This window comes from Citrobacter sp. RHB36-C18, assembly GCF_013814485.1.
Lineage (GTDB): Bacteria > Pseudomonadota > Gammaproteobacteria > Enterobacterales > Enterobacteriaceae > Citrobacter > Citrobacter braakii.
The window spans coordinates 4716374-4733636 of the sequence record NZ_CP057125.1 but is presented as its reverse complement, the minus strand read 5'-3'; the positions used below and the strand labels follow the sequence as shown (position 1 = coordinate 4733636).

Sequence of the window (17263 nt, the reverse complement as noted above, 5' to 3'; positions counted from 1 at the left end):
GGTGACTCACTGAACTATTTCCCCCGCGAGTCATTTTTATGTTAACGCTATTTTTCACCGTTGCGTTGGTGCATATCGTTGCGCTGATGAGCCCTGGTCCCGACTTTTTCTTTGTTTCTCAAACAGCGGTTAGCCGTTCGCGCAAAGAAGCCATGATGGGCGTGCTGGGTATTACCTGTGGCGTCATGGTCTGGGCTGGCGTAGCGCTGCTCGGCCTACATCTGATTATCGAAAAAATGGCCTGGCTGCACACCATTATTATGGTGGGCGGGGGGCTGTATCTGTGCTGGATGGGTTATCAGATGCTACGCGGCGCGTTTAAAAAACAGGATGTTGCGACTCCCACTCCGCAAGTTGAGCTGGCACAGAGCGGACGCAGCTTTTTGAAGGGGCTGCTGACCAACCTGGCGAACCCTAAAGCCATTATCTATTTTGGCTCCGTGTTCTCATTGTTCGTTGGCGATAACGTGGGAACGGGCGCACGCTGGGGGATCTTTGCCCTGATCATCGTGGAAACGCTGGCGTGGTTTACCGTAGTCGCCAGCCTGTTTGCACTGCCGAAAATGCGTCGTGGCTATCAGCGTCTGGCGAAGTGGATTGATGGTTTTGCCGGTGCGCTGTTTGCGGGCTTCGGTATCCACCTGATTATTTCGCGTTAAGTTCCTTCCGGGCCGGATAAGCGCAAGCGCCTCCGGCACCTTCATCAGGCATGCCGTGCCGAGGCTAACAAGGCGCCTATCAGCATAAACAGCGAGCCAAACACTTTGTTTAACGCTTTCATTTGCTTTGGCCCTTTAATCCAGCCAGCAATGCGCGTGGCCAGCGTCGCGTAACCGATCATCACAATGATATCGACCACGATGGTCGTGACGCCAAGCACCACGTACTGCATTAACTGCGGTTCCTGTGGCAGGATAAACTGCGGGAACAGGGCTGCAAGGAAAACGATGCTCTTGGGGTTGGTCAGATTAACAAAGACTGCGCGTTTGAACAGGCGGCTGCGCGATTGCGTATTCGCCATGGTGTTCAGATCGATAGCACCCGCCGCCCGCCATTGCTGAATACCCAGCCAAATCAGATAGGCCGCCCCCGCCCATTTCAGCACCTCAAATGCGATAACCGAACGTGAAAATAGCGTTCCCAGTCCTACACCAACCAGAACGATATGAATGCCAAGTCCTGTCTGCAAACCAGCAATCGACGCGCTGGCACCGCGATAACCGTGACTGATGGCGGTGGTCATGGTGTTGATTGCGCCAGAGCCTGGAGACAAGCTCAAAATAATAGAGGTCAACAGGTAGGCGAACCACCATTCAAAGGTCATGAGAAACTCCCGGATTGTCTATTTTTATGCCACAATACGCTACTGCCGTTAGGTTGTGTCAGCGACGGCGAAAAAAACGATTTTACTTGGTCAGCGAGGCTGGATACCCGATGTTTCAGCAGCAAAAAGACTGGGAAACAAGAGAAAACGCGTTTGCTGCTTTTTCCATGGGGCCACTGACAGATTTCTGGCGTCAGCGGGAAGAAGCGGAATTTACGGGCGTGGATGATATCCCCGTCCATTTTGTGCGTTTTCACGCAGAAAAAAACGATCGCGTCATCGTCGTCTGTCCTGGACGCATTGAAAGCTACGTGAAATACGCTGAACTGGCGTATGACCTGTTTCATTCTGGTTTTGACGTCCTCATTATCGATCACCGTGGCCAGGGGCGTTCCGGGCGTATGCTTTCGGACCCGCATCGCGGTCATGTCGATAACTTTAATGACTATGTCGACGATTTAACCGCCTTCTGGCAGCAGGAAGTGCTACCCGGTCCGTGGAGAAAGCGCTATATACTGGCGCATTCAATGGGCGGTGCGATTGCCACGTTATTCTTGCAGCGCCACCCGAATCAGTGTGATGCCATCGCGCTTTGCGCGCCGATGTTTGGTATTGTGATGCGCTTTCCCGACTGGATGGTACGCCACATTTTGGACTGGGCTGAAGGGCATCCGCGGATCCGCGAAGGTTATGCGATGGGTACCGGGCGCTGGCGGGCGCTGCCATTCGGTATGAATGCGTTAACCCATAGTCGACAGCGCTATCGGCGCAATCTACGCTTCTATGCGGATGAGCCACGGCTGCGCGTTGGCGGCCCCACCTACCACTGGGTACGTGAAGGTATTCTGGCAGGCGAACAGGTTCTGGCTGGAGCAGGAGACGACGCGACGCCGACGCTGCTGATTCAGGCCGAAGAAGAGCGTGTGGTAGATAACCGCATGCACGATCGTTTTTGTGAACTCCGCGCCGCAGCGGGCCATCCCGTAGAAGGGGGGCAGCCGCTGGTCATCAAAGGCGCGTACCATGAGATCCTTTTTGAAAAGGACGCAATGCGCTCAGTCGCGCTTAACGCTATTGTCGAATTTTTCGACGAGCATAACTCATCCAGCGGAACCCGCTTTGCCTAGAGGTTGAATTTTCTTATGTATCAGGTTGTTGCGTCTGATTTAGACGGTACGCTGCTTTCTCCCGACCATACCCTGTCCCCTTATGCCAAAGAGACGCTGAAGTTATTGACCGCTCGTGGCGTTAACTTCGTGTTTGCGACTGGCCGTCATCATGTTGATGTGGGGCAAATTCGCGATAACCTCGGCATTAAAACCTACATGATCACGTCCAACGGCGCGCGGGTGCATGATTCTGACGGGAATCTGGTGTTTTCGCATAACCTGGATCGCGACATTGCCAGCGACCTGTTTGGCGTAGTGAATGCAAACCCGGACATCGTGACCAACGTTTATCGTGATGATGAGTGGTTTATGAACCGCCATCGCCCGGACGAAATGCGCTTCTTCAAAGAAGCAGTGTTTAACTATTCACTGTTTGAACCTGCGCTACTGGAGCCGGAAGGCGTGAGTAAGGTGTTTTTCACCACTGATTCTCACGAAAGGCTGCTGCCGCTGGAACAGGCGATTAACGCCCGCTGGGGCGACCGCGTCAACGTCAGTTTCTCTACGCTTACCTGCCTGGAAGTCATGGCTGGCGGCGTATCGAAAGGCCATGCGCTGGAAGCGGTGGCGAAAGCTATGGGCTATAGCCTGAAAGATTGTATCGCTTTTGGCGACGGGATGAACGACGCGGAAATGCTCTCCATGGCGGGCAAAGGCTGCATTATGGGCAACGCTCACCAGCGCCTGAAGGATCTGCATCCGGAACTGGAAGTCATTGGTCTTAATGCCGACGATGCCGTGCCGCATTATCTGCGTGAGCTGTTTTTGCAGTAATGTTTTTGTTCGTTAGTTGACCAGATGTCAACTTAAAACTTCGCTACAATGGGCGTACCTTTTGTTAAGAGACATCCATTGTGGCGTTACTCATCATTACCACAATTCTGTGGGCCTTTTCCTTTAGCCTGTTTGGCGAGTACCTTGCCGGTCATGTCGATAGCTATTTTGCGGTGCTGGTGCGCGTTGGGCTGGCGGCGCTGGTGTTCCTGCCGTTTTTACGTACCCGTGGGCATAGCGTAAAAACCATCGCGCTGTATATGCTGGTGGGCGCCATGCAGCTTGGCATTATGTATATGCTGAGTTTTCACGCCTATCTGTACCTGACGGTATCAGAACTGCTGCTCTTTACCGTGCTGACGCCGCTCTACATTACGCTGATTTATGACCTGATGAGCGGACGTCGTCTGCGCTGGAGCTACGCCTTCAGTGCGTTGCTGGCGGTGATTGGTGCGGGGATCATTCGTTACGATCAGGTGACCAGCCACTTCTGGACCGGCCTGCTGCTGGTGCAGTTGTCCAATATCAGCTTTGCCATTGGCATGGTGGGCTACAAGCGTCTGATGGAAACGCGGCCAATGCCGCAGCACAACGCCTTTGCCTGGTTTTACATGGGGGCCTTTATGGTGGCGGTCGTTGCCTGGTTCATGCTGGGGAATGCGCAGAAAATGCCTGCAACCACGCTACAGTGGGGAATTCTGGTCTTTCTTGGCGTGGCAGCGTCCGGCATTGGTTACTTTATGTGGAACTACGGCGCGACCCAGGTGGATGCGGGGACGCTGGGCATCATGAACAATATGCATGTGCCGGCCGGGCTGCTGGTTAACCTGGCTATCTGGCATCAACAGCCTCACTGGCCAAGCTTCATTATTGGTGCGGCTGTGATAGTGGCTTCACTGTGGGTACATCGAAAGTGGGTCGTTCCGCACTCCGTACAAACGGCAGGTGATCGCAGGCGTGATTCCGCGCTGAGCGAATAAACGCTTCCGTGACCGGCTGTCGCTGCTCGCCATCGCGCACGGCGGCGTACAGCCGACTCCACAATCCATCACCCAGGGTTTTGGTCACCACCAGGCCCTGGCGTTCAAAACTCTCCACCACCCAGTGCGGTAAAGCTGCAATACCCATTCTGGCTGCAACCATCTGAATCAGCAGCAGGGTGTTATCCACGCTCTTCAGCGACGGACTAACGCCCGCAGGCTGCAAGAAATGCCGCCAGACATCCAGTCGACTCCGTTGCACTGGGTAAATAAGCAGCGTCTCACTGGCTAAATCCTCCGGCGTGATCTGCGTCTTGCTGGCCAGCGGATGGTCCGGCGCCAGTACCAGGCGGACTTCAAAATCGAACATCGGCGAGTAGTGCAGTCCGCTACGCGGCAGAATGTCGGATGTCAGCACCAGATCCAGCTCATCCTGCTGTAGCGCTGGTTGCGGATCGAACGTCACGCCGGATTTAAAGTCCATCTCCACCTGCGGCCAGTTGGCACGAAAATTCTCCAGCGCGGGCGTCAGCCATTGAATACAGCTATGGCATTCAATAGCGATCCGCAGCCGGGTTTGCTGCGGTTCGTTGCAGGCCTGCAGCGCACGACCAATTTGCGGCAACACCTGATTTGCTAACTGCAGCAAAATTTCGCCTTGCGGCGTAAAGCGCAGAGGCTGGCTTTTACGGATAAAAAGTCGAAAGCCAAGGCGCTGTTCCAGATCGCTGAATTGGTGAGAGAGGGCGGATTGGGTCTGATGCAACGTCGCCGCTGCGGCCGCCAGCGAACCACTATTCCGCAACGCCTGGAGCGTTTTCAGGTGTTTAATCTCGATCATGAAAGTCCTTCACTTCGGCATGAACAAATTGCGCTTGAGGAATATACAGTAACTGTCAATTATGGATGTGTAAACATCTGGATGGCTAAAATCCTTCGTCTTTTAAATTTATGGTGCGTTGGCTGCGTTTTTCCACCCCGGTCACTTACTTCAGTAAGCTCCTGGGATGAATAAACTTGCCACCTTCCCTAAATTAAAAATCAATAGGATTTACATATAATTAGAGGAAGAAAAATGACAATACTTAATCACACCCTCGGTTTCCCTCGCGTTGGCCTGCGTCGCGAGCTGAAAAAAGCGCAAGAAAGCTACTGGGCGGGAAATTCTTCCCGTGAAGATTTGCTAACCGTTGGCCGCGAGCTGCGTGCCCGTCACTGGGATCAGCAGAAGCAGGCGGGCGTTGACCTGCTGCCAGTGGGCGATTTTGCCTGGTACGATCACGTGCTGACCACCAGCCTGCTGCTCGGCAACGTTCCGGCTCGTCATCAAAATAAAGACGGCTCGGTCGATATCGATACCTTATTCCGCATTGGCCGTGGCCGCGCACCAACCGGGGAGCCCGCGGCGGCGGCAGAAATGACCAAATGGTTTAACACCAACTATCACTACATGGTGCCAGAGTTCACCAAAGGTCAGCAGTTCAAACTGACCTGGACCCAACTGTTGGATGAAGTGGATGAAGCGTTGGCGCTCGGTCACAAGGTGAAACCTGTGCTGCTGGGACCGGTAACTTACCTGTGGCTGGGGAAAGTGAAGGGCGAACAGTTTGACCGCCTGAGCCTGTTGAACGATATTCTGCCGGTTTACCAGCAGGTGCTGGCTGAGCTGGCGAAACGCGGTATTGAGTGGGTGCAGATTGATGAACCGGCTCTGGTGCTGGAGCTGCCTCAGGTTTGGCTGAACGCCTTCAAACCGGCGTATGACGCGCTGACGGGTCAGGTGAAGCTGCTGCTGACCACCTACTTCGAAGGCGTAACGCCAAACCTGGATACCATTACCGCGCTGCCGGTGCAGGGGCTGCACGTTGACTTCGTGCACGGTAAAGATGATGTGGCCGAGCTGCACAAGCGTCTGCCTGCCGACTGGTTGCTGTCAGCGGGGCTGGTGAACGGTCGCAACGTCTGGCGTGCCGATCTCAGCGAAAAATACGCGCAAATTAAAGATATCGTCGGTAAACGTGACCTGTGGGTAGCTTCTTCCTGCTCCTTGCTGCACAGCCCAATCGATCTCAGCGTGGAAACCCGCCTTGATGCAGAAGTGAAGAGCTGGTTTGCCTTCGCCCTACAAAAATGCGGCGAGCTGGCGCTGCTGCGTGATGCGTTGAACAGCGGTGATACGGCGGCAATTGTGGCGTGGAGCGCACCGATCCAGGCTCGTCGTCACTCTACCCGCGTACACAACGCCGCAGTGGAAAAACGTCTGGCGGCGATCACCGCCCAGGACAGCCAACGTGCCAACGCTTACCCGGTTCGCGCCGAAGCGCAGCGTGCCCGCTTTAATCTGCCGGCATGGCCGACCACCACTATCGGCTCATTCCCGCAAACCACGGAAATTCGCGGCCTGCGTCTGGACTTCAAAAAGGGCAACCTGGATGCAAGTAACTACCGCACCGGTATCGCGGAACATATCAAACAGGCGATTGTTGAACAGGAACGTCTGGGGCTCGACGTGCTGGTGCACGGTGAAGCCGAACGTAACGACATGGTGGAATATTTTGGCGAGCACCTGGACGGTTTCGTCTTTACCCAGAACGGTTGGGTGCAGAGCTATGGCTCTCGCTGCGTGAAGCCGCCGGTGGTTATTGGCGATGTCAGCCGCCCGGAAGCGATCACCGTGGAGTGGGCGAAGTATGCCCAGTCGCTGACCGACAAACCGGTAAAAGGCATGTTGACCGGTCCGGTGACCATTCTCTGCTGGTCATTCCCGCGTGAAGACGTGACGCGTGAAACCATCGCTAAGCAGATTGCGCTGGCGCTGCGTGATGAGGTAGCGGATCTGGAAGCGGCGGGTATTGGCATCATCCAGATTGATGAACCGGCACTGCGCGAAGGTCTGCCACTGCGCCGCAGCGACTGGGCGGCGTATCTGGAGTGGGGCGTGGAAGCCTTCCGCATTAACGCGGCGGTGGCGAAGGATGAAACCCAGATCCACACCCACATGTGTTACTGCGAGTTCAACGACATTATGGACTCCATTGCGGCGCTGGACGCGGACGTGATCACCATTGAGACTTCACGCTCTGATATGGAGTTGCTGGAATCGTTTGAAGAGTTCGACTATCCGAACGAAATCGGGCCGGGCGTATACGATATTCACTCGCCGAACGTCCCGAGCGTGGAGTGGATTGAAGCCCTGCTGAAGAAAGCCGAGCAGCGTATTCCGGCCGAGCGTCTGTGGGTCAACCCGGACTGCGGCCTGAAAACGCGCGGTTGGCCGGAAACCCGCGCCGCGCTGGCGAACATGGTCAAAGCTGCGCAGAACCTGCGTCAGGCGTAATTCAGAGCCGGTGGCCGGGAAGCGCAAGCGCTTACCCGGCTTACAGGAAATAGCAAGAGTTGTAGGCCCGGTAAGGTGTAGTCGCCGCCGGGCAATTAACGTTTATTTCTTCCCGCCGTATTGTGTGAACCACTCCAGCATTCTCAGCCAGCCATCTTTTGCGGACTCTTCGTGATAGCTCGGACGATAATCGGCGTTAAACGCATGTCCGGCATCGGGATAGACCACGATTTCCGCTTTTGCATTGGCGGCGCGCAGCGCCTGACGCATTGTTTCAACGGTATCTTGCGGAATACTGGTGTCCTGGCCGCCATAAAGTCCCAGAACGGGGGCGTTAAGATCGGTTGCGATATCAACAGGATGTTTCGGCGAGTTGAGAGTTTTATCGCCCACCAGTTTGCCATACCACGCTACCGCCGCTTTTAACTGCGGATTATGAGCTGCATACAGCCAGGTGATGCGTCCACCCCAGCAAAATCCGGTGATCATCAACTGGTGGGCATCTCCTCCGTTACGAGAAGCCCAACTGGCGACATGATCCAGATCGGCCAATACCTGAGAGTCAGGCACTTTGGCGACAAGGCTGCTGAGCAACGTAGGGATATCGGCAAAGTCATTGGGATCGCCTTCACGAAAATAGAGCTCTGGTGCGATAGCCAGATACCCTTCCAGAGCCAGACGGCGGCAAACGTCACGAATGTGTTCATGAATGCCAAAAATCTCCTGCACGACAATGACCACAGGCAGCGGGCCATCGGACTGTTTTGGTCGTGCGTGATACGCTGGCATATCATCGCCTTGTGAAGGTATGGACGTTACACCGGCGATAATGGCGTTATCCGGAGTGTGAACCGTGGTAGACGTCGGTGGAGATACAGCAGGTGCAAAGCCAGATTGTCGTGTTGTCATGGTATTCTCCGTACCCTTAAATATTCAGCCAAAAAGCGCATTGTTAACTATAGACACATGCAACGAACCACATTGCCTTAAACGGTCTATCTTTTGTGCAGGGCTTCCTTACATCGCATCATTTATGTGATTCAGGTCACTATTTTATGGTAATGAAATGCAATTGATTTACATCATAGTGATGACTGTCACGAAAATATGTTCATGCCTTCGGTAAAGTGTGTTTTTGCTTCTTCTGACAAAACCGATTCACAGAGGAGTTTTTATGTCTAAGTCTGATGTTTTTCATCTCGGCCTCACTAAGAACGATTTACAAGGGGCTCAGCTCGCTATCGTCCCTGGCGACCCGGAGCGTGTGGAAAAGATCGCCGCGCTGATGGATAAGCCGGTTAAGCTGGCATCTCATCGCGAGTTCACTACCTGGCGTGCTGAGCTGGATGGTAAAGCCGTGATCGTTTGCTCTACCGGTATCGGCGGTCCGTCAACCTCTATTGCCGTAGAAGAACTGGCACAGTTGGGCATTCGTACCTTCCTGCGTATCGGTACGACTGGCGCCATCCAGCCACATATCAACGTAGGAGATGTACTGGTCACCACGGCGTCTGTCCGTCTGGACGGTGCAAGTCTGCACTTCGCGCCAATGGAATTCCCGGCCGTCGCGGACTTCGAGTGCACCACCGCGCTGGTGGAAGCGGCGAAATCTATCGGCGCCACCACCCACGTAGGCGTTACCGCGTCTTCTGATACCTTCTATCCGGGCCAGGAGCGTTATGACACCTTCTCTGGTCGCGTAGTGAGCCGTTTCAAAGGCTCAATGGAAGAGTGGCAGTCTATGGGCGTCATGAACTACGAAATGGAATCTGCTACGCTGCTCACCATGTGCGCAAGCCAGGGTCTGCGTGCCGGTATGGTCGCGGGTGTTATCGTGAACCGTACTCAGCAAGAGATCCCTAATGCGGAAACGATGAAACAAACAGAAAGCCACGCGGTGAAAATCGTGGTGGAAGCTGCGCGTCGTTTACTGTAATTCTCCCGTCTATTCAAAAAGGCCGACGCGTTCGGCCTTTTTATTTTGCGTAGTGCCTCGCAGGAAATTCCTTTTAAACTGGACGTTTATACAGCACAATTCTATTTTGTGCGGGTAAGTCGTTGCTGTAAGGGGGCGTTGTGGATATTTCAATTATGATGAGTGCCGTGCTGGCGTTAGCCGCAGGGCTGCTGGTGGGGTGGCTGGCAACAAAAGCGCATGCCGATCGGATCCGTGCCGACCTCATCGAAGAACGACGCGAACTGGATATTGCGCTAAGCGCCGCCCGCCAGCAGCTCTCACAGGAAGCCCACTGGCGCGATGAGTGCGAATTACTCAATAACGAATTGCGCAGCCTGCACAGCATCAACACCTCTCTGGAAGCCGATCTTCGAGAAGTCACTACCCGTCTGGAAGCGACGCAGCAGCATGCGGAAGATAAAATCCGCCAGATGATCAACAGCGAACAGCGTCTGAGCGAACAGTTTGAAAATCTGGCGAACCGTATTTTCGAGCACAGCAACCGTCGTGTAGATGAGCAAAATCGCCAAAGCCTGAACAGCCTGCTTACACCGCTTCGCGAACAACTGGACGGTTTTCGACGCCAGGTTCAGGATAGCTTTGGTAAAGAGGCGCAAGAACGCCATACTCTGGCGCACGAAATTCGTAATCTGCAGCAACTGAACGCGCAGATGGCGCAGGAAGCGGTAAACCTGACGCGGGCATTAAAAGGCGATAACAAAACGCAGGGCAACTGGGGCGAGGTCGTACTCACGCGGGTGCTTGAGGCTTCCGGTCTGCGCGAAGGCTATGAATACGAAACCCAGGTCAGCATTGAGAACGACGCCCGTTCGCGGATGCAGCCAGATGTCATCGTCCGGTTACCGCAGGGCAAAGATGTGGTGATCGACGCGAAAATGACGCTGGTCGCCTATGAACGCTATTTTAATGCTGAAGATGAATACACCCGCGAGAGCGCGTTGCAGGAGCACATCGCCTCGGTACGAAACCATATCCGTCTGCTGGGGCGCAAAGACTATCAGCAGCTTCCTGGGCTGCGCACACTTGACTATGTGCTGATGTTTATCCCCGTTGAGCCTGCTTTTTTACTGGCGCTCGATAGACAGCCTGAACTGATTACCGAAGCCCTTAAAAATAACATTATGCTGGTTAGCCCTACCACGTTGTTGGTGGCATTGCGCACGATTGCCAACTTGTGGCGCTACGAGCATCAGAGTCGTAATGCGCAACAGATTGCCGATCGGGCCAGCAAACTTTATGACAAGATGCGATTGTTTGTGGATGATATGTCGGCAATTGGCCAAAGCCTGGATAAAGCTCAGGATAACTACCGACAGGCGATGAAAAAACTCTCTTCAGGTCGTGGAAACGTCCTGTCGCAGGCAGAAGCGTTTCGCAGTTTAGGCGTGGAAATTAAGCGCGAGATTAATCCTGAACTGGCTGAACAAGCCACTACGCAGGATGAAGAGTACCGCTTGCGTTCGGTCCCTGAAACGCAGCAGGATGAACCTTACCCTGATGATGAAGCAGTAAACCAGCAATCAAACTAGTCCGTTTGGGGTAGTTGAACCGGGCAGAAGGGTAGGGCAAATTGGCCCAATCTGTTACACTTCTTGAACATTTTTTGGATGAGCAGGCACTGAGATGGTGGATAATTCACAAGAAACGACGCACTTTGGCTTTCAGACCGTCGCTAAAGAGCAGAAAGCTGACATGGTGGCCCACGTTTTTCATTCTGTGGCGTCTAAATATGACGTTATGAATGACTTAATGTCATTTGGCATTCATCGTTTGTGGAAGCGCTTCACCATTGACTGCAGTGGCGTGCGTCGCGGGCAAACCGTTCTCGATTTAGCGGGCGGTACGGGCGATCTAACGGCGAAATTCTCTCGCATGGTAGGCGAAACTGGCAAAGTTGTGCTGGCGGATATCAACGACTCAATGCTCAAAATGGGTCGCGAAAAGCTGCGTAATATCGGCGTCGTGGGTAACGTTGAGTACGTTCAGGCGAATGCGGAAGCATTACCTTTCCCAGACAACACGTTTGACTGCATCACCATCTCTTTCGGTCTGCGCAACGTAACGGATAAAGACAAAGCATTACGATCTATGTATCGCGTGTTGAAGCCGGGCGGACGTCTACTGGTGCTGGAGTTCTCCAAGCCGATTATCGAACCGCTGAGCAAAGCCTACGACGCATACTCTTTCCACGTTTTGCCGCGCATTGGTTCTATGGTGGCAAGCGATGCAGACAGTTATCGCTATTTGGCGGAGTCCATCCGCATGCATCCCGATCAGGACACTTTAAAAGCAATGATGCAAGATGCCGGGTTCGAAAGCGTTGATTACTACAACCTGACGGCAGGTGTCGTTGCGCTGCATCGTGGTTACAAGTTCTGACAGGAGATTGGGGATGCCTTTAAAACCCTTAGTGACCGCCGGCGTTGAAAATTTGCTTAACACCTTTCTGTATCGTTCTCCTGCGCTCAAGTCAGCCAGAACGCGTTTACAGGGCAAAGTGCTGCGTGTTGAGCTAAAAGGATTTTCAACACCGTTAGTGCTGGTGTTTAGTGAGCGCCAGGTCGATGTGCTGGGGGCATGGGAAGGCGAAGCCGATTGCACCGTAATCACACATGCCAGCGTGTTACCGAAATTACGCGACCGGCAGCAACTCACCACGCTTATCCGCAGTGGTGAGCTGGAGGTTCAGGGCGATATCCAGGTGGTACAGAACTTTGTCGCGTTGGCCGATCTGGCGGAGTTTGATCCCGCAGAACTGTTAGCACCTTATACCGGCGATATCGTCGCGGAAGGGGTCAGCAAAGTTTTGCGTGGTGGAGCGAAGTTCCTGTGCCACAACATTCAACGCCAGCAGCGCTATGTTGCCGAAGCGATCACCGAAGAGTGGCGTATGGCTCCAGGTCCGCTTGAGGTTGCATGGTTTGCAGAAGAAACGGCAGCCGTTGAGCGTGCGGTCGAATCTCTGGCCAAACGGCTGGAAAAACTGGAGGCCAAATGACGCCAGGTGAAGTACGGCGCCTTTATTTCATCATTCGCACTTTTTTAAGCTACGGTCTTGATGAACTCATCCCCAAAATGCGTATCACGCTGCCGCTCCGGTTGTGGCGTTACACGCTGTTCTGGATGCCCAACCGACATAAAGACAAACCGCTGGGAGAACGGCTGAGACTGGCTTTACAGGAGCTCGGCCCAGTGTGGATTAAGTTCGGGCAAATGCTCTCTACCCGTCGTGATCTTTTCCCGCCGCACATCGCCGATCAGCTAGCGTTATTGCAGGATCGGGTAGCCCCATTCGATGGGCAAAGAGCGAAAGAACAAATCGAAGAGGCGATGGGTGGGCTGCCCGTCGAGGAATGGTTTGATGATTTTGAGATCACACCGCTGGCATCCGCGTCTATTGCTCAGGTTCACACCGCGCGACTGAAATCGAATGGGAAAGAGGTGGTGATCAAAGTTATCCGCCCGGACATACTGCCGGTAATCAAGGCGGATTTAAAACTAATCTACCGCCTTGCTCGCTGGGTACCTCGCCTGATGCCAGACGGCCGCCGCCTGCGACCAACAGAAGTGGTCCGTGAATATGAAAAAACGTTGATTGATGAGCTGAATCTGCTGCGCGAGTCGGCGAACGCGATTCAGCTGCGACGTAATTTTGAAGACAGCCCAATGCTGTACATCCCGGAAGTGTACTCTGACTATTGCAGTCAGAACATGATGGTGATGGAGCGCATTTACGGTATTCCCGTTTCAGATGTCACCTCGCTTGAGAAGAACGGCACCAATATGAAGCTGCTGGCTGAACGCGGTGTTCAGGTCTTCTTTACTCAGGTATTCCGCGACAGCTTTTTCCATGCGGATATGCACCCTGGGAACATTTTCGTGAGTTATGAGCATCCTGAAAACCCGAAATACATTGGTATTGATTGTGGGATTGTGGGTTCTTTAAACAAAGAAGATAAGCGTTATCTGGCTGAAAACTTCATCGCGTTCTTTAACCGCGACTACCGCAAAGTTGCTGAACTGCATGTGGATTCTGGCTGGGTTCCGCCGGATACCAACGTAGAAGAGTTTGAATTTGCCATTCGTACCGTGTGCGAGCCGATTTTCGAAAAACCGCTGGCGGAGATTTCCTTTGGTCATGTGCTGTTAAATCTGTTCAACACAGCGCGCCGATTCAATATGGAAGTTCAGCCTCAACTGGTATTGCTACAGAAGACGCTGCTGTACGTTGAAGGTGTCGGACGTCAGCTCTACCCGCAGTTAGATTTGTGGAAAACGGCCAAGCCTTTCCTCGAATCCTGGATCAAAGATCAGGTCGGTATTCCGGCGCTTGTTAGAGCATTTAAAGAAAAAGCACCGTTCTGGGTCGAAAAAATGCCAGAAATACCTGAACTGGTGTATGACAGTTTGCGCCAGGGCAAATATTTACAGCACAGTGTTGATAAGATTGCCCGCGAGCTTCACGCGAATCATGTACGTCAGGGACAATCCCGTTATTTATTGGGCATTGGTGCAACATTGTTGCTCAGTGGAACATTCCTGCTGGTAAGCCGTCCTGAGTGGGGGCTTATGCCGGGCTGGTTAATGGCCGGCGGTGTCTTAGCCTGGTTGATCGGCTGGCGCAAAATGCGCTGAATTTTTCATCGCCCTAGGCAGGTCGTGTAACGTATACTACGGCCTTATTAATTCATCATCTATGACAGAGGAACATGTATGGGTGGTATCAGTATTTGGCAGTTGTTGATCATTGCCGTCATCGTTGTACTGCTATTTGGCACCAAGAAACTCGGCTCCATCGGTTCCGATCTTGGCGCGTCGATTAAAGGCTTCAAAAAAGCAATGGGTGATGATGAGCCAAAGCAAGATAAAACCAGCCAGGATGCTGATTTTACTGCTAAATCCATTACCGATAAGCAGGGCGAAGTGAAAAAAGAAGACGCCAAAAGCCAAGATAAAGAGCAGGTATAATCCGTGTTTGATATCGGTTTTAGCGAACTGTTATTGGTGTTCGTGATCGGCCTCATCGTCCTGGGGCCGCAACGTTTACCTGTAGCGGTAAAAACGGTTGCTGGCTGGGTTCGTGCTTTGCGTTCCCTGGCAACTACTGTTCAGAATGAACTGACCCAGGAGCTTAAGCTTCAGGAGTTTCAGGACAGCCTGAAGAAAGTAGAGAAAGCGAGCCTGACAAATCTGACCCCGGAGTTGAAAGCCTCAATGGATGAGCTGCGTGAAGCGGCAGAGTCGATGAAGCGTTCTTACAGTGTGCACGATCCTGAGAAAGAGAGCGATGAAGCGCACACTATCCATAATCCGGTGGTGAAAGAAGCTGAAGCGCAGCGAGAAGGGGTCACCCCTGCTGCCGCTGAAAACCAGGCCAGTTCGCCGGAGCAAAAACCGGAATCCACGGGTGCTAAAACGCCAGAGCCAACGGAAAACACTTCCGCTACGTTAATGGATGCAGAAAAGAAAGCTGTCGCACCTGTTGCCGAATCCTCCCCCTCGTCGAGTGATAAACCGTAAACATGGCTGTAGAAGATACCCAACCGCTCATCACGCATCTTATTGAGCTGCGTAAGCGACTCCTGAACTGCATCATTGCGGTAATCGTGATCTTTCTGGCGTTGGTTTACTTTGCCAACGACATTTACCATATGGTCGCGGCACCGTTGATTAAACAGATGCCGCAGGGTGCAACAATGATCGCCACCGATGTGGCTTCGCCGTTCTTTACCCCAATCAAGTTGACCTTCATGGTATCGCTGATCCTGTCAGCGCCAGTGATCCTCTACCAGGTGTGGGCATTTATAGCGCCAGCGTTGTATAAACATGAACGCCGTCTGGTTGTTCCGCTGCTGGTCTCCAGTTCGTTGTTGTTCTACATCGGCATGGCATTCGCCTATTTTGTTGTCTTCCCGTTAGCGTTTGGTTTTCTGGCCAACACGGCTCCGCAAGGCGTGCAGGTATCAACGGACATTGCCAGCTATCTCAGCTTTGTAATGGCGCTATTTATGGCTTTCGGTGTCTCTTTTGAGGTGCCTGTCGCCATCGTGCTGCTATGCTGGATGGGCATTACGACGCCAGATGATTTACGTAAAAAACGTCCTTATGTTGTGGTGGGTGCTTTTGTCGTCGGGATGCTACTGACTCCGCCAGATGTCTTCTCGCAAACGTTGTTGGCGATACCGATGTACTGCCTGTTCGAGGTGGGTGTTTTCTTCTCTCGTTTCTATGTCGGTAAGCGACGTACGAGAGATGAGGACAACGAGGCTGAAGAAGCAAAAGAAGCCGAAGCCACCGAGAAAACTGAAGAATAAATTCAACCGCCCGTCAGGGCGGTTGTCATATGGGAGGAAGCATGTTTGATATTGGCGTTAATTTAACCAGTTCACAATTTGCGAAAGACCGGGATGAGGTCGTGGCGCGCGCCTTTGCTGCGGGCGTAAACGGTATGCTTCTGACCGGAACAAGCCTTCACGAAAGCCAGCAGGCGTTAAAGCTGGCGCAGCATTATCCGCATTGCTGGTCCACGGCTGGCGTGCACCCGCATGACAGCAGCCAATGGCAATCCTCAACGGAAGACGAGATTATCACGCTGGCAAACCAGTCGAAGGTAGTCGCTATTGGTGAGTGCGGCCTGGATTTCAATCGCAATTTCTCCACGCCGCAGGAACAGGAACGTGCTTTTGAAGCGCAACTGCGCATTGCTGCTGAACTGCAGATGCCGATTTTCATGCATTGTCGGGATGCGCATGAGCGTTTTCTGACGTTGCTGGAGCCGTGGCTGGACAGCCTCCCAGGCGCGGTGCTGCACTGTTTCACCGGTTCGCGCCAGGAGATGCAGGACTGCGTGGACCGAGGGCTTTATATCGGTATCACCGGGTGGGTCTGTGATGAACGCCGGGGGATGGAACTGCGGGAGCTGCTGCCGTTTATTCCGGTGGAAAGACTGCTGATAGAAACCGATGCACCTTACCTGCTCCCTCGCGACTTAACGCCTAAACCGACGTCACGTCGCAATGAACCGGCGCACCTGCCGCATATTCTTGAGCGAATTGCTCACTGGCGTGGGGAAGACCCTCAATGGCTGTCAGCAACCATTGATGCCAACGTCAGAACGCTGTTCGAAGTGACCTTCTAAACGACTTATATTTTTCGAAAACCGGTATTTTTAACGCTCTGCTTAATCTCTTTATTCAAGAGGTTAAGCAGCAGCATGGAACGCGCTTCGCCATCCGGTTCGGTGAAGATCGCTTTCAGTCCCTCAAACGCCCCTTCAGTAATAATCACGCTGTCCCCTGGCTGAGGGGTTTGCGGGTCAACAATACCTTCAGGCTTGTAGATAGAAAGCTGGTGAATTACGGGGGATGGGACGGTCGCAGGCGTCGCTCCAAAACGAACGAAATGGCTGACACCACGCGTGGCGTTGATCGTGGTGGTGTGGATCACTTCCGGGTCGAACTCGACAAACATGTAATTAGGGAATAGTGGTTCACAGACTGTGGTACGTTTACCGCGCACCATTTTTTCCAGGGTGATCATAGGCGTCAGGCAGTTCACCGCCTGTCTTTCCAGGTGTTCCTGGGCTCGCTGAAGTTGCCCACGTTTGCAGTACAGTAAATACCAGGATTGCATAATAACTCTTATTCGCTTGTTCTGAGCGCTAGCATAGCAAAAGCCATGAGTTAAGTTAATTATACCCGC

The 17263-nt window shown here is 53.1% G+C and carries 18 protein-coding genes; 14 read left to right on the top strand and 4 right to left on the bottom strand.

What is annotated here, in order from left to right:
- The first annotated feature begins 38 nt into the window (after positions 1-38).
- Positions 39-659 (top strand): threonine export protein RhtC, encoded by a 621-nt coding sequence (gene rhtC, locus HVZ52_RS22390; protein WP_016155134.1) that lies wholly within the window; start codon positions 39-41, stop codon positions 657-659.
- A 44-nt stretch (positions 660-703) separates the two neighbouring features.
- Here rhtC and rhtB read toward each other — a convergent pair whose 3' ends face one another.
- Positions 704-1324 carry a homoserine/homoserine lactone efflux protein gene (gene rhtB, locus HVZ52_RS22385; RefSeq protein ID WP_003828938.1) on the bottom strand — a complete coding sequence of 207 codons (621 nt, stop codon included), beginning with the start codon at positions 1322-1324 and terminating at the stop codon, positions 704-706.
- Between the two features lie 110 nt (positions 1325-1434).
- On the opposite strand from rhtB, the gene pldB reads away from it, so the two are divergent.
- The 3 genes from pldB to HVZ52_RS22370 all read left to right on the top strand — a co-directional run bounded on the left by pldB (position 1435) and on the right by HVZ52_RS22370 (position 4247).
- The gene (gene pldB, locus HVZ52_RS22380; RefSeq protein WP_142418351.1) at positions 1435-2451 is read left to right on the top strand and encodes a lysophospholipase L2; all 1017 of its coding nucleotides are present in this window, start codon (positions 1435-1437) and stop codon (positions 2449-2451) included.
- A gap of 15 nt (positions 2452-2466) precedes the next feature.
- On the top strand, positions 2467-3267 hold the full coding sequence (yigL, locus tag HVZ52_RS22375) for a sugar/pyridoxal phosphate phosphatase YigL (RefSeq protein WP_008787091.1): 801 nt from the start codon (positions 2467-2469) through the stop codon (positions 3265-3267).
- An 80-nt stretch (positions 3268-3347) separates the two neighbouring features.
- Positions 3348-4247, top strand: coding sequence for a carboxylate/amino acid/amine transporter (locus tag HVZ52_RS22370; RefSeq protein WP_016157852.1), 900 nt, complete (start codon positions 3348-3350; stop codon positions 4245-4247).
- On the opposite strand, the gene metR is transcribed toward HVZ52_RS22370, so the two are convergent.
- On the bottom strand, positions 4135-5088 hold the full coding sequence (gene metR / locus HVZ52_RS22365) for an HTH-type transcriptional regulator MetR (protein ID WP_003017908.1): 954 nt from the start codon (positions 5086-5088) through the stop codon (positions 4135-4137). The two genes, HVZ52_RS22370 and metR, sit on opposite strands and share 113 nt — an antisense overlap.
- Before the next feature lie 234 nt (positions 5089-5322).
- Between metR and metE the strand changes: the two genes are divergently transcribed.
- Positions 5323-7584 carry a 5-methyltetrahydropteroyltriglutamate--homocysteine S-methyltransferase gene (gene metE / locus HVZ52_RS22360; protein WP_131380406.1) on the top strand — a complete coding sequence of 754 codons (2262 nt, stop codon included), beginning with the start codon at positions 5323-5325 and terminating at the stop codon, positions 7582-7584.
- Between the two features lie 102 nt (positions 7585-7686).
- Here metE and HVZ52_RS22355 read toward each other — a convergent pair whose 3' ends face one another.
- Entirely contained in the window at positions 7687-8493 is an 807-nt protein-coding gene (locus HVZ52_RS22355; RefSeq protein WP_016155137.1) for a dienelactone hydrolase family protein, read from the bottom strand.
- A 265-nt stretch (positions 8494-8758) separates the two neighbouring features.
- Here HVZ52_RS22355 and udp point away from each other — a divergent pair, with 265 nt between their 5' ends.
- From udp to tatD, 9 genes are all read left to right on the top strand, one after another.
- The gene (gene udp, locus HVZ52_RS22350) at positions 8759-9520 is read left to right on the top strand and encodes a uridine phosphorylase (protein ID WP_006686084.1); all 762 of its coding nucleotides are present in this window, start codon (positions 8759-8761) and stop codon (positions 9518-9520) included.
- A gap of 140 nt (positions 9521-9660) precedes the next feature.
- Complete coding sequence (gene rmuC, locus HVZ52_RS22345; RefSeq protein ID WP_019078423.1) at positions 9661-11091, top strand: DNA recombination protein RmuC; 1431 nt, start codon at positions 9661-9663, stop codon at positions 11089-11091.
- Positions 11092-11185: 94 nt separating this feature from the next.
- The gene (gene ubiE / locus HVZ52_RS22340; RefSeq protein ID WP_003017897.1) at positions 11186-11941 is read left to right on the top strand and encodes a bifunctional demethylmenaquinone methyltransferase/2-methoxy-6-polyprenyl-1,4-benzoquinol methylase UbiE; all 756 of its coding nucleotides are present in this window, start codon (positions 11186-11188) and stop codon (positions 11939-11941) included.
- Between the two features lie 13 nt (positions 11942-11954).
- Complete coding sequence (ubiJ, locus tag HVZ52_RS22335) at positions 11955-12560, top strand: ubiquinone biosynthesis protein UbiJ (RefSeq protein ID WP_016155139.1); 606 nt, start codon at positions 11955-11957, stop codon at positions 12558-12560.
- Entirely contained in the window at positions 12557-14197 is a 1641-nt protein-coding gene (gene ubiB, locus HVZ52_RS22330) for a ubiquinone biosynthesis regulatory protein kinase UbiB (protein ID WP_016155140.1), read from the top strand. Before ubiJ ends, ubiB begins: the two co-directional genes overlap by 4 nt.
- A gap of 78 nt (positions 14198-14275) precedes the next feature.
- Positions 14276-14530: a Sec-independent protein translocase subunit TatA gene (gene tatA, locus HVZ52_RS22325; protein WP_003017888.1), complete on the top strand. Its 255-nt coding sequence runs from the start codon at positions 14276-14278 to the stop codon at positions 14528-14530.
- A 3-nt stretch (positions 14531-14533) separates the two neighbouring features.
- Complete coding sequence (gene tatB / locus HVZ52_RS22320; protein ID WP_016155141.1) at positions 14534-15082, top strand: Sec-independent protein translocase protein TatB; 549 nt, start codon at positions 14534-14536, stop codon at positions 15080-15082.
- 2 nt (positions 15083-15084) lie between these two features.
- On the top strand, positions 15085-15876 hold the full coding sequence (gene tatC / locus HVZ52_RS22315; protein ID WP_016155142.1) for a Sec-independent protein translocase subunit TatC: 792 nt from the start codon (positions 15085-15087) through the stop codon (positions 15874-15876).
- A 41-nt stretch (positions 15877-15917) separates the two neighbouring features.
- A complete protein-coding gene (gene tatD / locus HVZ52_RS22310) occupies positions 15918-16700 on the top strand; it encodes a 3'-5' ssDNA/RNA exonuclease TatD (RefSeq protein ID WP_047358741.1) in 783 nt (260 codons plus the stop codon).
- Positions 16701-16705: 5 nt separating this feature from the next.
- Here tatD and rfaH read toward each other — a convergent pair whose 3' ends face one another.
- Entirely contained in the window at positions 16706-17194 is a 489-nt protein-coding gene (gene rfaH, locus HVZ52_RS22305) for a transcription/translation regulatory transformer protein RfaH (RefSeq protein ID WP_016155144.1), read from the bottom strand.
- Positions 17195-17263 lie beyond the last annotated feature (69 nt).

Excerpts from the sequence above, each read along its gene's own strand:
- rhtC (WP_016155134.1), top strand. The coding sequence starts at position 39 with ATGTTAACGCTATTTTTCACCGTTGCGTTGGTGCATATCGTTGCGCTG.
- rhtB (WP_003828938.1), bottom strand. The coding sequence starts at position 1,324 with ATGACCTTTGAATGGTGGTTCGCCTACCTGTTGACCTCTATTATTTTG.
- pldB (WP_142418351.1), top strand. The coding sequence starts at position 1,435 with ATGTTTCAGCAGCAAAAAGACTGGGAAACAAGAGAAAACGCGTTTGCT.
- yigL (WP_008787091.1), top strand. The coding sequence starts at position 2,467 with ATGTATCAGGTTGTTGCGTCTGATTTAGACGGTACGCTGCTTTCTCCC.
- metR (WP_003017908.1), bottom strand. The coding sequence starts at position 5,088 with ATGATCGAGATTAAACACCTGAAAACGCTCCAGGCGTTGCGGAATAGT.
- metE (WP_131380406.1), top strand. The coding sequence starts at position 5,323 with ATGACAATACTTAATCACACCCTCGGTTTCCCTCGCGTTGGCCTGCGT.
- HVZ52_RS22355 (WP_016155137.1), bottom strand. The coding sequence starts at position 8,493 with ATGACAACACGACAATCTGGCTTTGCACCTGCTGTATCTCCACCGACG.
- udp (WP_006686084.1), top strand. The coding sequence starts at position 8,759 with ATGTCTAAGTCTGATGTTTTTCATCTCGGCCTCACTAAGAACGATTTA.
- ubiE (WP_003017897.1), top strand. The coding sequence starts at position 11,186 with ATGGTGGATAATTCACAAGAAACGACGCACTTTGGCTTTCAGACCGTC.
- ubiJ (WP_016155139.1), top strand. The coding sequence starts at position 11,955 with ATGCCTTTAAAACCCTTAGTGACCGCCGGCGTTGAAAATTTGCTTAAC.
- ubiB (WP_016155140.1), top strand. The coding sequence starts at position 12,557 with ATGACGCCAGGTGAAGTACGGCGCCTTTATTTCATCATTCGCACTTTT.
- tatA (WP_003017888.1), top strand. The coding sequence starts at position 14,276 with ATGGGTGGTATCAGTATTTGGCAGTTGTTGATCATTGCCGTCATCGTT.
- tatC (WP_016155142.1), top strand. The coding sequence starts at position 15,085 with ATGGCTGTAGAAGATACCCAACCGCTCATCACGCATCTTATTGAGCTG.
- tatD (WP_047358741.1), top strand. The coding sequence starts at position 15,918 with ATGTTTGATATTGGCGTTAATTTAACCAGTTCACAATTTGCGAAAGAC.
- rfaH (WP_016155144.1), bottom strand. The coding sequence starts at position 17,194 with ATGCAATCCTGGTATTTACTGTACTGCAAACGTGGGCAACTTCAGCGA.